The organism is Enterobacter sp. PTB (genome assembly GCF_051130085.1).
Classification (GTDB): domain Bacteria; phylum Pseudomonadota; class Gammaproteobacteria; order Enterobacterales; family Enterobacteriaceae; genus Enterobacter; species Enterobacter ludwigii.
Genome location: NZ_JBDKEE010000035.1, coordinates 1 through 14,607, shown reverse-complemented (window position 1 = coordinate 14,607; position 14,607 = coordinate 1). Strand labels below are relative to the sequence as shown.

Sequence of the window (14,607 nt, the reverse complement as noted above, 5' to 3'; positions counted from 1 at the left end):
TGTATGAAGCTTATCTTCTGGCTCCTGACCACAGCATTAATCTGTGGCACTCCCGCTTTTGCTGCCGGGTCACTCACGCCCGACGAGCAGGCGCTGACCCGTTATATTACAGAGCACAAGGCAGAACAGCTGCAGCTGCTGGAAACCCTGGTGAATATCAACAGCGGCACAGCCAGTGTCGCGGGTGTGCGCAGGACCGGCGAACTGCTGCGACCGGAGTTTGAGCGGCTGGGTTTTCACACCCGGTGGGCTGAACTCCCCGCTGCAATGAAGCATGCCGGCAGTCTTGTCGCCACCCATGACGGGAAAGGTACCCGGTTACTGCTCATCGGCCATCTTGATACCGTCTTTCCCCCGGACAGTCCGTTTCAGACCTTTACCCTTTCCCCTGACGGAAAAACAGCGACCGGACCCGGCGTCATCGATGACAAAGGGGGGATTGTCACCCTGCTGTACGCCCTGAAGGCCCTGGACCACTCGGGGGAACTGAAAGACGCCAGTATCACGGTGGTGCTGACCGGGGATGAGGAACTGTCCGCAAAACCCACCAGCATCTCTCGACGGGCATTGCGGGAAGCGGCGCAGGCCAGTGATATTGCTCTGGGATTTGAATTCGCCCTGTCCCCGGACCGGCTGGTCACCGCCCGCCGCGGGTTAAGCGAGTGGTTTCTCTCTTCGGAGGGGAAACCAATGCACTCGTCGGTTATTTTCTCATCAGGGGCCGGATATGGCGCCATTTACGAAACCGCGAGAGTACTGAATGCCTTCCGCGATGCACTGTCGTCCACCCCGGGGTTAACGCTCAGCCCGGGCCTCCTGCTCGGTGGTCAGACGGTCAGTGAAGATATACAGCAGGGAGCCGGCAGTGCACGCGGACTGAAAACCATTATTGCTGCGAAGACACAGGTGCACGGTGATTTACGCTACCTCTCGGCGTCACAGAAAAACGATGCCGTGCAGAAAATGCAGGCGATAACGACCCACCCGCTGCCCCGCACATCCAGTCAGCTGACCGTCAGCGACATTATGCCGGTGATGCCGGAGACTGATGCGGGCAGGCAGCTTTTGGCGCAGTTCAGTGACATCAGCGTGGCGCTCGGTGAGGGGCCTTTGCAGCCCATTCCGGCGGCTGAACGCGGTGGCGCAGACGTCTCCTACATTGCACAGGCTGTTCCGGCCGTTATCGATGGTCTCGGAGCATGGGGCAGCGGTGCACACAGTCCGCAGGAAACACTGGTGGTCTCCTCCCTGCCCGTTGTGACAAGCCGGGTGGCAATCTTCATCCATCGTAATACAGGACAATAATAAATCCGGTGACAGCAACTGACGCCATCATGATATACGAACCGCGACAGCAAACCGCCCTTTAACCATCAGTTTATCAGGGAGTAATACCTGTGAGAGACTCAGCATCAGACAGCCCTGATTCTTCAGTAAGGTTATTAACTGACCGTATTGATGCCCTTCCGGACAGCCGGGCTCTGTGGAAATTTATCGCCCTGCTCGCCTCCGGTGGCTTTTTCGGTATTTACGATTTAATGCAGACCGGCTATATCAGTACGGGTCTGATGGCAGAGGGGATTTTTCATGGCGGAATATCCGGGAAAATGCTCTCATCAGACCAGGGGACATTTGCTTTCATCACCTTCACCGGATTGTTTATCGGTGCCGCACTGCTGACACCCTTGGCAGATAAATTTGGCCGCCGACAGACATTTTTGTATGCCCTGCTCTGGTACAGCACATGCTCACTGACAATGGCCCTGCAGACGCAGGCTCACCAGGTCATGTTTTTTCGCTTTCTGACCGGTGTCGGGCTGGGGCTGGAAATGGTCACGATTGACAGCTATCTCTGCGAATGGGTACCACGACAGTTACGCAGCAGGGCGTTTGCTTTTTCATTTTTCATTCAGTTTCTGTCCGTGCCCGCACTGGCACTGCTCTCCTGGTGGCTGATTCCGCAGACCATCTTCGGTCTTGCCGGATGGCGCTGGGTGGTCATCTGTGGGGCGACGGGCGCTCTGGTTATCTGGTTTATCCGCAAAAAACTTCCAGAGTCGCCACGCTGGTTAATGGTGCAGGGGAAACACATGGAAGCCCGGAAACTCATCACCGCCATGGAAACCCGGTGCGGTCTCACCCTCACCCCGTACGCTCCTGCGCCTGTTGAGGATACCCTGGTACTGCCGCGCGCATCATTCCCGTTGCGCGAACGTTACCGTTACCGGAGTCGCATTCTGCTGCTGGTCACCATGAATATCTTTCAGGCAGTTGGCTTTTTCGGTTTCGGTAACTGGCTGCCTTCGCTGCTGGCAGGCAAGGGCACCAGCCTGCCGCACAGCCTGCTGTACTCGTTTTTTATCACGCTGGCTTATCCGCTGACATCGCTCATCTGCAGCCGGTTTGCCGGCTGCATCGATAACAAGTGGCAGATAGTGTTGTCATCACTTCTCACCATCATTGCCGGCACAGTGTTTGCCTGCGCAGATTATCTGCCGGCGCTCATTCTCTGTGGTTTTCTGGTCACGGCTTCAAATGCCTGGCTTACCTGCAGTTATCATGCCTGGCAGACCGAGCTGTTTCCGACAGCGCTCAGGGCTGGCCTCTCGGGACTGTGTTATTCATTCAGCCGTTTATCTACTGCCCTCAGTAGCCTGATTATTGGCTGGCTTCTGTCCTCATCAGGTCCCGGGGCCGTTCTGGGCTTTATTATTTTTTGCATGGTCATGGTGATGACGGTCACGGGCATTTTCGGCCCTGAAACCCGGGGGCGCTCACTTGAAGATATCTGAACACCCACCGCCATTACGAAGGGTGAGGAACAGCATCAGCCCTTTACGGCAAGCGCCAGAACATTCAGAAAATGAACTCATGTCTCCGACATAACAGAGGGTAAGTGAAATGAAAAACAGTCTTTTTTTAGCACGGGCTTTTAATGTACAGACACTGCGCCGGGGGCTGCTGCTGCTTCTTGCGGGAATGATGAGCGCTACGGCCCAGGCCAGTGACGTCAGCGTGATAAGCACGGTGGCATTTAAACCGGCATTTGCTCGTCTCGCAGAACAATACCAGGCGAACACCAGTAATACGCTACACATAACCTACGGCACCATTGCCGGCCTGAAAAAGCAGATTGAGAAAGGGGCAACAGCAGATGTCTATATTCTGTCCCGTCCGGTCCTCGATGAGCTTCAGGAACAGGGCAAAGTGCCCCGTGGCAGTATCGTCAACATCGGTAGTTCTTATGTCGCCATCGGGGTTCGTGCCGGTGCCCCCCGTCCTGACATCAGCACCACGGCAAAACTGAAATCTGCCCTGCTCTCGGCAAAATCGGTTTCATATGCTGACCCGGCTAAAGGCGGAGCCAGCGGTGTGTATTTTGCCGGTGTGCTCAGGCAGCTGGGTATTGCTGAGCAGCTACAGAACCGGACCGTTCTGGTTCCCGGGGCGGAAGCCGGCGAGATGGTTGTCCAGGGTCGGGCTGAAATCGCGGTCGCGCAGGCCTCGGAAATCGCAGCCGTTCCGGGCATGCAGGTGGTGGGACCGCTGCCCGGCGAATTTAACCGCACGATAATCTTTGCCGCCGGCATCGGGGCAACCAGCACCTCACCTGCAGAAGCCCGCGCACTGATTACCCTGCTGAACAGCCCTGCCGGCGTTGCCGTCCTCAGGGCAGGGGGAATGGATGTCGCACCCGCCAGGCCATGACCGGGTTATGCAGGGGGAAACCACGGGGCCGCCTGTCTCTGTCGCGGTCCTTCATCCCGTGGTCTGTGGTTATCGCAAATTAAAAGGAATATTACCGGAATGATAAAATCAGTTGCTGTCGCATTCGGCTTACTTGTTTTCAGCCTTCACCTTCAGGCAAGAACTCTGGATGAGATTTCTGCATCGGGTGTTCTCAGGGTCGGCGTTCCCGGTGATTACGCTCCGCTGGCCTGGCATGATGCCGTCACCGGTCAGTTACAGGGTTTTGAGATTGACCTTGCAAACGATTTCGGGAGCGAACTGGGCACCCGTGTGGACTTTGTGCCGACCAGCTGGCCGGACCTTGCCCGGGACCTGGCATCGGGTAAGTTTGATATTGCTATCGGGGGGATAACCGCCACACCCGAGAGAGCAAACATGTTTTCGTTGTCCCGGGAGATATTGCCCAATGGTAAAATTGCCCTTACCCACTGTAAAACCAGCGCACTTTACCACAGTCCTGACACCATTGACCGTCCCGGCGTCAGGGTGGTGGTCAATCCGGGTGGCACCAATCAGTCTTTTGTCGAGAAAAATATTCATCACGCCCATATCATCCGGATGGGAAATAATCCGGACACGCTTCAGGCAATACGCAGCCAGACTGCCGATGTAATGTTTACGGATTTGCTTGAAGGGCAATATTACCACGCAACAGAACCAGAAACGTTTTGCCTGACAACTACCCGACCGTTTAAAGGTACAGAGAGCAGCAAGGTCTGGATGATGAACACCAGCCCCGGCCTGCTCAACGCGGTTAATACATTTCTGCAAAAAGAGCGGTTATCTGCGCTGGCAGACAAGTGGAACATACAACAGTAATCACGTAAAACCCAGCCACAAATTCAGGGTGCCTCAGTAACCGTAGTCATCATAATGGTGACTCCCATCACTGGACATCACCGGATACCCGTTCTGAGCATAACGGGCATTACCACCACCCGGATTAACGTTGTGAATATTTCCGATTTAGCGCCATTGTCCTGGTCCCATATTCTGGCCTGCCTGATATGCGGCACATTCATTGGTCTGGAACGTCAACTGCATGGTAAACCTGTCGGTATCCGTACATCGACGCTGATTATTCTGGGAAGTTACCTGTTTCTGGCGATGGGCATACATCTTGCCGGGCTGGAGGCCGACCGCAGTCGGGTCCTCGGGCAACTGGTGAGTGGTATTGGCTTTCTGGGGGCGGGCGTGATGATGACCCGTGACGGCCAGGTGATGGGCGTCACCTCTGCAGCCACTGTCTGGGTGCTGGCCGCACTCGGCGCCATGATTGGCCTCGACTTACTCCCCCAGTCCGTTGTGATGACGCTGGTCATCCTCGGTATCCTGACCGGTGCGAGCTGGCTGGAAAACAGTTTTAAAGCACTCCAGCGCGGCGTTCACCGCCGCAGGGATATATATGCCAGGGCAGAGCCGCCATGCGATGACAACCAGGACGACACATCCCTTCAGCCAGCTCCAACCGCAAACCACTCATACAAGAGCGGAACACTGGCAGACCACAATAAGGAAGAAACCCGATGAGCCGACTTAACCCGGTATCCGTGATCACACTGCCACTTACGGACCTGAACATACCGGAACCAGATTTAACCGCACAGGATCTACTTGAACAGGGCAATGTTTTGTACCTGCCACGCATGGCTTTCCCCCTCCTCCACGAAGAGAGTGGACTGCTGACAACATCGCTGGTGTCTCCCGGTCGTAAAAACATCAGCTATTGGCCTGAGATGCAGAAAATCAGCGGAGTGGCAGACGTTAATCGTGTTGAGTCCGTAAAAAATCTCACTGAGCGGTATTACCGATTTACCGTCAGACTGCTCAACGCCCTCCTGCCCGGTTATCGCAATGCGTTTTCCAGACCACAGACAAGCCTTCGACTCCACCCGGTCACCGCCTGGCGCGATACCACCTCCTGGCGCAAGGATGACACACGTCTGCACGTGGATGCCTTTCCGTCACGTCCGGTTCACGGTAACCGTATTCTGCGGGTCTTCTGTAATATCAGCCCAAACGGAGAACCCAGGATATGGCGCACCGGTGAGCATTTTGACACGCTGGCAGCCCGTTTTCTTCCTTTACTTGCCTCATGGAATCCGTTCTTCAGTACACTGCTGGCTACACTTGGGATAACGAAGAGCAGGCGCAGCCATTATGACCATCTCATGCTGGAACTGCATAACCACATGAAAAGTGACGCAGCTTATCAGCAACGAGGGGTTCAGCAGGTCACTGAATTTGCCGCCGGAAGCCTGTGGATTTGTTTTTCAGATCAGACACCACACGCCGCTGTCAGTGGGCAGTTTATGCTGGAGCAGACATTTTTGTTGCCGGTGAACGTAATGAATAATCCACAATTATCGCCTCTGCGTATTCTTGAAAAATTGGCGGGACAAGCATTTTTCTGAAAATAAAGCCCACTGGCATTAGGGTAAGGTCCTGAAGGACAGACGTCTGTTCAATGGATTTTGACATTAACCAGCCCAATTTAGGAGGAACGCAAAATGCAGAGCAATATCCTACACGTATGCCAGTCGTGCTCAGCCTAGGCACTGCACGAATCTTTATTTGTTACTGACGCCACAGGGATCGCTGACGAATGCACACCCGGACCTTAAAGTGATGTAGATGACGCATCACTAAAACAGCGTATTGCCTTCTGGCGTGATTTCTTTGCACTGGCTTACGGCTGATAACGAACTTGACTGCCCAGCCTAGTTTCATTGAATTTATCAACAAATTAAATCACTCGGCGATGATGTTGATGTGGTCGTCATCTGGTCAGGTTCGAACCCCATTGAGCAACTTTTTCGCGGACGCGTTTACTGGTGGCTTCGGGATCAAAGCGTCAGCGTAACGGAGATTCAGGTGGATACCAGAGACATGTACAATCCCCCAGAATGGCACTATGCTGCTGTGGCACCGATTTCCGTAGAACAACTAAAGTTACGTTTTTACCGGACGAAGCTCTGCGTCACTGTCGTTGCGCAGACAACTGGCGGAGGAATGGGTCAGGCTTAGCAACAGGGGGCCGGTGTGCACATTATGGAGAATAACGGAGGCCCGATGAGAAGTTATACAATGCTGCAAAAATAGATGCGCTCGGTGTACTCAGCTCCTATTCGCGCCCTCGGGTCAGCAATGATAACTCTTACTCAGAGTCACTGTTTCGGACGATGAAATATTGCCCCTGTTGGCCTGAAAATGGCTTTCATACTATCAATGAAACCCGCTTCGTGCGTTGGTAGAACATAAGCATAGCGGCATTAAATACGTCACACCGGATGAACGTCATCGTGGTGTCGATACCGAAATACTTTCAGCCAGAAAAGAGGCCTATCAACAGCATCCTGAACGTTGGGTAAGGGAATTCGCAACTGGAAACCTATATATGAAGTGTACCTGAACCCAGAAAAAGAAGCGACATGACGTAATTTTATTACAAAAAGCGACAACTACTTTGAAAAACGCCGCGAAAACATGATCGAACAGAGCGGAATACGCAGGCGCGCATTACCGCTGACCGGACTGGCTGGAACGTGTGAATGCAGCGGGTCTGATCCGCTCAATGTCCAACAAAGGGTGTTCACCGGATAATGCTGCATGCGAAGGGTTCTTCAGTCGACTGAAAACGGAAATGTATTACGGTCGTGAGTGGTCAGTTGTAACTCTGGAAAACTTCATGCAGTATTTAGATACTTACATCCGATGGTATAACAAAAGGCGTATTAAACTATCGTTGGGTGCTGTCAGTCCAGAAATGTACCGGAGAAGACTCGGGATGACATACTAAAACAGTCCAAGAAAACATCCGCCCCCCCAGTAACGGTCATAAATCTTGGCGTTGACAATGACAGCGAAACCGTGCAGGGCGTCTGCCGGGTGCGGCGGAACGACGCTTTGGTAACAGCCTGCCGATATCCCCCGTTGAGTGGCTGACAGACAATGGTTCAGCCTACCGTGCTCATCAGACGCGTCAGTTCGCCAGAATGGCAGGACTGGAGCCTAAACATACGGCTGCACGCAGTCCGGAAAGCAACAGGATGGCATAGAGCTTCGTGAAAATGATGAACATCAGCGTCATACCGAAACCTGAGGGGTTAACAGCGGTAAAGAACCTTGCGGAAGCTTTTCGAACATTACAACGAATGGCATTCGCATAGTGCACTGGGATATCGTTCGCCACGAGAATATCTGCGGCGACAAACCAGTAATGGGTTAAGTGATAAAAGGTGTCTGGAAATATAGGGGCCAATCCACCACTTTTATTCGAGCCTGAACCGGTAATTAACCATGAAAACTCTCAGTGCAAGGAAGAAAAAAACGCGACACATGAAAAATCCGCCACGAAACTACCTCCGGAGCCTCGACTCAGACAGCATCATGAACTGACACCACCAGCCCAAAATCACAAGGAGCCGATGAGCCTTGCCGCAGTTGCCCTGCCGTTGAGATGGTTTGGATACAAGTCCCCTTTTCAGGTAACCAATGGTGAGTAACATTCCCTTTAAGTGCCCAGACTGCCACCATGACCTAACCGTATACGGTGGTACAGAGATTAGCGATTTGGACGATAATACTAGCACCACTTGCTCCCGCTGTGGGCGTACTATCCGTAAGGACGAGATTATCCAGCAGGCCCGTGAACATGCTGAGATACTCGTCAGAGATATTCTCAGAATTCGCCTTGGTAAGTGAAAATGTTTTCCTGTTACCTAGCCGCTTTCAGCCCCTGAAGTGACTGATTTTATCTTACTGTTATCATCTCACTTGCAGATAACAAAACCACGGCGAGTAACCGTGGTTTAGTTTGACACAATGGCTCTTCCGATAATTATCTCCGGCGCCTGAAATATGTTACATAATATTACAAAAAACCATGTATTAACATGAATCTAATCGTCTAATTACTTTGGCTATTTCTGGTTCATTGTTTCAGCAGCGTCCTGGTGAACGTTTTTTCTGCTCCAGTATATTGATCTGATGCTGTAAAGATTGCTGCTGGTTACGATCCATTATACCTGCCATTTGAGTTCGGAGAGAATCAATTTCCCCCTGGAGATTAATGCGATACAGGGATACACATAACGTCTTATTGGTACTGTCCACGATGCCTGCGTCAACACGCTCACCATTGCGACTTAATACATGGATGTGTCTATCCACATCTTCATTATACTGGCGAGTCGTATTTTTATATTGTTGTTCCGTTTTAATTTTGCAGGTTCCAGATGCAGCAAACAGCATAAGAACAAGTGGAACCCCTGTTTGTACAACCATTTTCGTCATAATTTTCATACTGCCACTCCCTAATACATGATGGGTATCTTGGTATAGAGTGACCCCCCATGAGCCTTTGATCAGCCACCGTGGCTCGCGCACTTTTTAAAATCAATCACTTGGTGGCATGCTGTGTGCGTCCTGACGCCAGTGGAATCCACCACAACAGCAATGTACACAGCCCAATGATCCTTCCGTAGGGAAAGGGGTATGTCAGTGCGCTTTGCTGTTGTTCTTTCGGCCACCTCGGGTAGCCCCTTCATCGCGGACCGGAAGGCAAAATCTGGATCAGTCAGCGGGTATCTAACCCATACCATTAGTCTGGACTTAAAGGGCAAATCCAACAATAAAGGGGGGTTATCACAGAGAATCCAAAGACAATCCTTTAAAGACTTCGAGCACATTAGAAAAGGGAAAAGCATTTACGCAACAGGTCGAACATTTAATGACACACTCATTATCATTATATTACATAATCCTCCACTGTTGAGTGAGTATCAGATGTTAGCCAACTTATACTGATATGTCGATGCTACCCACCCAAGCTAATTACAGGAGATGGTGGTTTTAATTTCTTAAGTTTTACTGTAATAAAATTACGGTCGGTAAAATCGTAGCTTTGATCCTTAGCGCCTCCTTTCCGGGTTGACTATCAATATAGATAGCTCTTTATTAGTAAGTACTTGCGCACCAAAACCATTATTACAACTTACTGATAATTTCAGCGCGCCAGTATTATCACCATCAGTAGTTATGAAATCAAACAGTCCTCCAGGGAAACCATCAGCAGTCATTATATTGAATGAGTACCTGCCGATATAATGTGGTGTTATTAAATCCGGCATACCCCTGCTAATATTTGTAATTTAATCATTATAATAACAACCGCCTACTTCAATCACTACCTTCGAATTATCCTCTAACAAATTATTTTTACAAGACACTTATTTTCGCTAATTTTTATTCTTGGCCATAATTTAAACACCATAGGATCTAAGGCGGTTTCAGATGTCACTATCAAATGCTCTGGGTCTGAATTTACGTAACTGGAGAAGGAAAATGAGAACTTGCAGTTATCCCCAGGCTGACTTGATACAATAAACGACTCACCACCAATCTGACTGGTTGATAATGAAACAGAAACAACGTCCACACTTGCACCATCAAATATATTTGTTATGGCTTTGATGAATACGGAACCTGAACCACCTGTGTTTTAGGGAGCAATGGATATTACGGAGCCATCCATGGTTGTTAACTTACATCTGAACTAGTCATCCTCGTTTTGAATGCCACCAAAATTCAATTCAGACTACTCAGATGTTTCAAGGCGGATATTTCCTGTAGTCATTATATTTACTTTATTATCTAAAATCCCATCCCCATCCCCATCCCCATCCCCATCCTTGTCATCGGTATATAACATAAAATTTATTCTGATACGCAGAGGGGAGTCCGATTACCAGAAAAGTACCCTGCTCAACATTAATATAGGTTTGCTCCCCAGTGGTTTCATCGTTACGGTGTAATCCCACGCAAAGTCTTGCTCCGGGAGAAGTCGGGGGCCACCAATGGTTGGCTCCTAAAGTTGCAACGTTAACGAATGCCCCATTGCATTCATTGTGAGGGATGACCCCGATAGTTTGTCCAGAGTATGTGCTGTCATCATCTGACTACCTTCTGCGGTTGTATAAGTCTAATCCTGCGTTGGGTCCCATTCAAATTTGTTCATTATATTCTCCAGTTTTGGGAAGAGGGCTCCTGTGCCTTCAGTAGACAGTGGCGGGGAGCAGTTAACATGAAAAAAAACGGCGGCACAAAATGATGCTTTAAGGGGTTGCAACGCCGGGGAGAGCAAATATCTCATCAGGGATGTGGCGCAGTGCCCAGTGCCTAAAGTACTGCACCTCTGTCCGGTAAACCTGTAACGGAACCGGACTTGCACATGCTCATAACGGAAGTTGTGTATGGTAAGAAAGAACTGGCAGTCAAGCTAACCAGAGTGACTATAACGTTGGAATACAGAGAGCCGGCAAGCGCCACCAAAGAATGTGGTGGTGCCGTTTTGAATTAATCCGCTCATCGCAAAAAGAGGGTTAAAATAGCACCGCCATTAGCTGATTTGCACAGCACCGCTTCCATGCGAAATCCTATTAGCTGTGCTGTGTCTGAAAGCTGTAACATCCAAGCCTATAAAGGGACCATTACGTCTGAGTGAAGTTTATACGGGAATACATGAATAACGTTAGCTGCTAAGGGATATACTCCAATACTTTCCGTTCTTTTAATTACATCCTCTAGCGGAAGCCCTGATTCTGGCTCTCGCCCCCCCCAGATAAGAAGACCGCCTCGGGCGTAGTCCTCAAGCAACTTCAGTGTCTTGCCATTTTTTAGCGAAATCAAAATACTGCTGGCATCTACGCGTTGTTTTCCTCCGTTATGGGGCGTGATAAATATTTTCAGAGCAAGCTTTGATACCGGCACATCTACGTTATGTCCACAATCTCCATAGGGAAGGACAATAATGCCATTGCATGCAACCGGGGTAATGTTCAGCCGGGAAGCATCCTTTTCGTACTCGCTATGGGCAGTGTTACCGAGCCCCCAGATAGAAATCCCCTTAGGAATTTCCTCTGGCATGGCCGTTTTACTCTCTGTAATTTTCAATTTTCTGTCATTGCTAAACTCAACTATAACGTTCTCTGCCTCTGATGGGGATAAGTTCCCTTTTGGGTCAACAATAAGGATTTTCATATCATGCTCCTGGCTGTTTCATGCAATGAAGTTTCAGTTGGTGTGGAGGAAATCTGTTGATGGGTGCCATAGCAAGCAAAGTTATCATCATACCGGCAATAAGAATTAGTCAAGATTTTGGTGACGCAGCATCGTTACATGAAACACAGAGCAGTATCTGAAAACCGATAAAGGAATTAGCTGCGATAATGTTGTGAACTGACTGATGTGATCGTCAGGATTTTTTTTACATCCTGAGTAGCCGCATCAGGCTGGCCGATATTCGTTTTTTTGATACTCTTCAGTGGTAAGCGTACAGCGGGAACCGTATTGACGAAGGCGTGTTATTCAGCCAGCAGTGTGACACGCTATGGTAGTAGTTCGCTGACCCTATTGACCGGCCAGTCTGCGATGACATCAAGTACATGCTGGAAGTAGCGCTCTGGATCTACTCCATTCATTTTGCACGTCCCGATCAGGCTATACAGCAACGCGCCGCGCTCACCACCGTGGTCACAGCCGAAGAACAGGAAGTTCTTACGACCCAGACTGACCATCCTCAGGGCTTTTTCTGCGATGTTGTTATCTGCCTCAGCCCAACCGTTATCTGCATAATACGCCAGCGACCACTGGTTTAGCACATACGCGAACGCTTTTGCCAGTTCTGAGTGTCACGACAGGGTTTTCATCTTTTCACGCAGCCAGCTTTCTATGGATTTCAGCAGTGGTTTTGTTTTCAGCTGACGTTCAGCAAGGCACTGCTCCGCCGGCATTCCCCTTATATCTGTCTCGATGGCGTACAGTTCGCCGATCCGCTTCAGGGTTTCTTTCGTCAGGGCCGATGGCGTGCGGACGTGGGCATCATTGATTTTGCGGCGGGCATGAGCCCAACAGGCCGCTTCCGTTGTATCGCCAGTGCGATACAACTCGTTGAACCCGGCGTAAGCATTTGCCTGTAGCACACCACTGAAGCTGGCAAGGTGCGTCTGAGGATGGATGCTCTATCTGTCCGGTGAGTAGGCGAACCACACCGCCGGGGCTTGCGTTGACCCGGCATTGCGATCGTCTCGAACATACGTCCACAGGCGGCCTGTCTTCGTCTTTTATTACCTGGCAGCGACACCGGCACCGGCGGTCGAGTAGAGCAGAGGGAACCTCCACTTCCGGCCGCTCACAGAACCGTACGTGAAGCTCTCACCTCATACGGCTCCTGTTATTCAACCCTATCTGATCATCAACTTCCAGTGTGCAAACAGTGCCTTATTACACTGCCTGATCCGTTCCAGTACTTCACTGGCGCGGCTTTGATGCCACCGGTATTGCTTATAGCGGCACCGGACCCACTTGACTAACCGCCAGTCCAGTATTCGCCATATCATGTTCATTTCACTTGGATAAAATTTCCCATAATAATTGATCCATCCGCATAGTTGCGGGTTAATTCTTCCCGCGATTTCTTCTGCCGACAGGCTTGTCAGCCGCTGAATGTTCCATACCCGGAACGAACGGACGATGGATTTCTGCGCTTTCTTGCTGATCGCAGGCAGGAATCCCGTGAATCTACCGCCAGCAATCTTCCTTGCTGCTCTGCGGCGAAAGGTAAAACCCAGAAAATAGAATGAATGGTGACCATAGCTTTTGCGTTTGGTTAGCGGATGGCAGTTCACAATCCGGGTTTTCTCCGGGTGTAACTCCAGCCCGCAGCTTTTCATTCGTTCCCTGAGCTGTCTGAGAAGAAAACGCGCCTCCCATTGGCTCCGGCAGTGAACAATGCTGTCATCGACATACCTTTCCCATGGATTATTTGGGTAATGTTTCTCCAGCCATTTGTCCTGCACATAATGCAGAAAAAGGTTAGCCAGCAGGGGACTGATGACGCCGCCCTGCGGGGTACCCTTATTTGGTGAAAGACGATGTCCATCCGGGAAAATGATCTCAGCTTTCAGCCATCGCACAATACAGAGTCTGACCCATGGGGCCGGATGCAGATGATCCACTGCCTTCAACAGCAGGGCATGGTCAAGATTATCAAAGAAGCCTCTGATATCCAGATCAATCACCCATTCGTATTTCCAGCAGTTCATTTTTGACTGTGCAACGGCATCATGCGCCGATTTTCCCGGTCGGTAACCAAATGAAGAACCGCTGAACAACCGATCCCATTCCAGCTCCAGTACCATTTTGACGGCCATCTATGCCACACGATCGCTGACGGTGTGGATCCCCAGTGGACGAGTTTTCCCGTCTGATTTGGGAATATCCACCCGCTTCACCGGCAGTGGCATATAGCAACCAGAACTTAACCGGTTCCAGATTTTGTAAAGGTTTCGGGACAAATTACGCTCAAACGCTTCAATCGTCATCCCATCCGCGCCAGCGGAGCCCCGGTTAGCTTTGACCGCCAGCCAGGCTTTCCAGATAATGGCTTTATCGATCAAATAAGGTTTTGTTTTGTTCAATCATCCTGTCAGCAGTTGTTGCTTTAAACAAAACTGAATAACGTTCCCCCTTCGCTCCACCGCCATTACGGCAATTTCGACACTACTACGGGAAACTCCGTCCCTTCACGCCGCATCGGTACTCTTTCTGCACGGTGTTCTGTCGCAGTTTCTCCCTTAGCATCAGCGTGTCAGGTTCACACGTTCCGTATCTGAGCCTGAGCAGAGATCATGCCACCTCAATGCCGGTTGCCGGATGGCCAGTAAACAGGTTTCCGCCATCCTTATCCCGGGGTAACGACAAGAACCCGGTTTTGACAACGCTTACACGTAACGACACTTGTCCGTAAGCGTTAAGCGAGCGCCGTATTGACGGTGAGATCTATGTTCCAGGGCAGTA

General features: G+C 50.5%; 11 protein-coding genes and 3 pseudogenes. 9 read left to right on the top strand and 5 right to left on the bottom strand.

All coding sequences use genetic code 11. The annotated features are described in order from the left end of the window. Nucleotides 1–3: 3 nt before the first annotated feature. The 9 genes and pseudogenes from AAIR21_RS24815 to AAIR21_RS24775 all read left to right on the top strand — a co-directional run bounded on the left by AAIR21_RS24815 (nucleotide 4) and on the right by AAIR21_RS24775 (nucleotide 8,454). Complete coding sequence (locus AAIR21_RS24815) at nucleotides 4–1,305, top strand: M20 family metallopeptidase (protein ID WP_434682502.1); 1,302 nt, start codon at nucleotides 4–6, stop codon at nucleotides 1,303–1,305. 92 nt (nucleotides 1,306–1,397) lie between these two features. Beyond that, complete coding sequence (locus AAIR21_RS24810; protein ID WP_434682501.1) at nucleotides 1,398–2,792, top strand: MFS transporter; 1,395 nt, start codon at nucleotides 1,398–1,400, stop codon at nucleotides 2,790–2,792. A gap of 109 nt (nucleotides 2,793–2,901) precedes the next feature. Next, the gene (gene modA, locus AAIR21_RS24805; RefSeq protein ID WP_333168964.1) at nucleotides 2,902–3,708 is read left to right on the top strand and encodes a molybdate ABC transporter substrate-binding protein; all 807 of its coding nucleotides are present in this window, start codon (nucleotides 2,902–2,904) and stop codon (nucleotides 3,706–3,708) included. A gap of 99 nt (nucleotides 3,709–3,807) precedes the next feature. Next, entirely contained in the window at nucleotides 3,808–4,569 is a 762-nt protein-coding gene (locus AAIR21_RS24800) for a transporter substrate-binding domain-containing protein (RefSeq protein WP_434682500.1), read from the top strand. 132 nt (nucleotides 4,570–4,701) lie between these two features. Then, nucleotides 4,702–5,280, top strand: coding sequence for an MgtC/SapB family protein (locus tag AAIR21_RS24795; RefSeq protein ID WP_333168962.1), 579 nt, complete (start codon nucleotides 4,702–4,704; stop codon nucleotides 5,278–5,280). Further along, nucleotides 5,277–6,164: a Kdo hydroxylase family protein gene (locus tag AAIR21_RS24790; protein WP_333168961.1), complete on the top strand. Its 888-nt coding sequence runs from the start codon at nucleotides 5,277–5,279 to the stop codon at nucleotides 6,162–6,164. The genes AAIR21_RS24795 and AAIR21_RS24790 overlap by 4 nt, the downstream gene beginning before the upstream one ends. 1,097 nt (nucleotides 6,165–7,261) lie before the next feature. Continuing rightward, nucleotides 7,262–7,549, top strand: a pseudogene (locus tag AAIR21_RS24785) (IS3 family transposase); the annotation flags it as partial. 59 nt (nucleotides 7,550–7,608) lie between these two features. Continuing rightward, a pseudogene (locus AAIR21_RS24780) lies at nucleotides 7,609–8,004 on the top strand (integrase core domain-containing protein); the annotation flags it as partial. A 240-nt stretch (nucleotides 8,005–8,244) separates the two neighbouring features. After that, nucleotides 8,245–8,454, top strand: coding sequence for an ECs_2282 family putative zinc-binding protein (locus AAIR21_RS24775; RefSeq protein ID WP_416186579.1), 210 nt, complete (start codon nucleotides 8,245–8,247; stop codon nucleotides 8,452–8,454). A gap of 237 nt (nucleotides 8,455–8,691) precedes the next feature. Here AAIR21_RS24775 and AAIR21_RS24770 read toward each other — a convergent pair whose 3' ends face one another. From AAIR21_RS24770 to AAIR21_RS24750, 5 genes and pseudogenes are all read right to left on the bottom strand, one after another. After that, nucleotides 8,692–9,054: a hypothetical protein gene (locus AAIR21_RS24770; protein ID WP_333168960.1), complete on the bottom strand. Its 363-nt coding sequence runs from the start codon at nucleotides 9,052–9,054 to the stop codon at nucleotides 8,692–8,694. A 2,172-nt stretch (nucleotides 9,055–11,226) separates the two neighbouring features. Further along, entirely contained in the window at nucleotides 11,227–11,790 is a 564-nt protein-coding gene (locus tag AAIR21_RS24765; RefSeq protein ID WP_333168959.1) for a hypothetical protein, read from the bottom strand. Nucleotides 11,791–12,137: 347 nt separating this feature from the next. Continuing rightward, nucleotides 12,138–12,901: pseudogene (gene tnpC / locus AAIR21_RS24760) on the bottom strand (IS66 family transposase); the annotation flags it as partial. 91 nt (nucleotides 12,902–12,992) lie between these two features. Further along, a complete protein-coding gene (locus tag AAIR21_RS24755) occupies nucleotides 12,993–13,961 on the bottom strand; it encodes a reverse transcriptase domain-containing protein (protein ID WP_333168958.1) in 969 nt (322 codons plus the stop codon). Continuing rightward, entirely contained in the window at nucleotides 13,962–14,228 is a 267-nt protein-coding gene (locus AAIR21_RS24750) for a hypothetical protein (RefSeq protein WP_333168957.1), read from the bottom strand. Nucleotides 14,229–14,607 lie beyond the last annotated feature (379 nt).

Coding starts and splice junctions, on each gene's coding strand:
- AAIR21_RS24775 (WP_416186579.1), top strand. CDS start 8,245: ATGGTGAGTAACATTCCCTTTAAGTGCCCAGACTGCCACCATGACCTA.
- AAIR21_RS24770 (WP_333168960.1), bottom strand. CDS start 9,054: ATGAAAATTATGACGAAAATGGTTGTACAAACAGGGGTTCCACTTGTT.
- modA (WP_333168964.1), top strand. CDS start 2,902: ATGAAAAACAGTCTTTTTTTAGCACGGGCTTTTAATGTACAGACACTG.
- AAIR21_RS24800 (WP_434682500.1), top strand. CDS start 3,808: ATGATAAAATCAGTTGCTGTCGCATTCGGCTTACTTGTTTTCAGCCTT.
- AAIR21_RS24755 (WP_333168958.1), bottom strand. CDS start 13,961: ATGGCCGTCAAAATGGTACTGGAGCTGGAATGGGATCGGTTGTTCAGC.
- AAIR21_RS24790 (WP_333168961.1), top strand. CDS start 5,277: ATGAGCCGACTTAACCCGGTATCCGTGATCACACTGCCACTTACGGAC.
- AAIR21_RS24815 (WP_434682502.1), top strand. CDS start 4: ATGAAGCTTATCTTCTGGCTCCTGACCACAGCATTAATCTGTGGCACT.
- AAIR21_RS24765 (WP_333168959.1), bottom strand. CDS start 11,790: ATGAAAATCCTTATTGTTGACCCAAAAGGGAACTTATCCCCATCAGAG.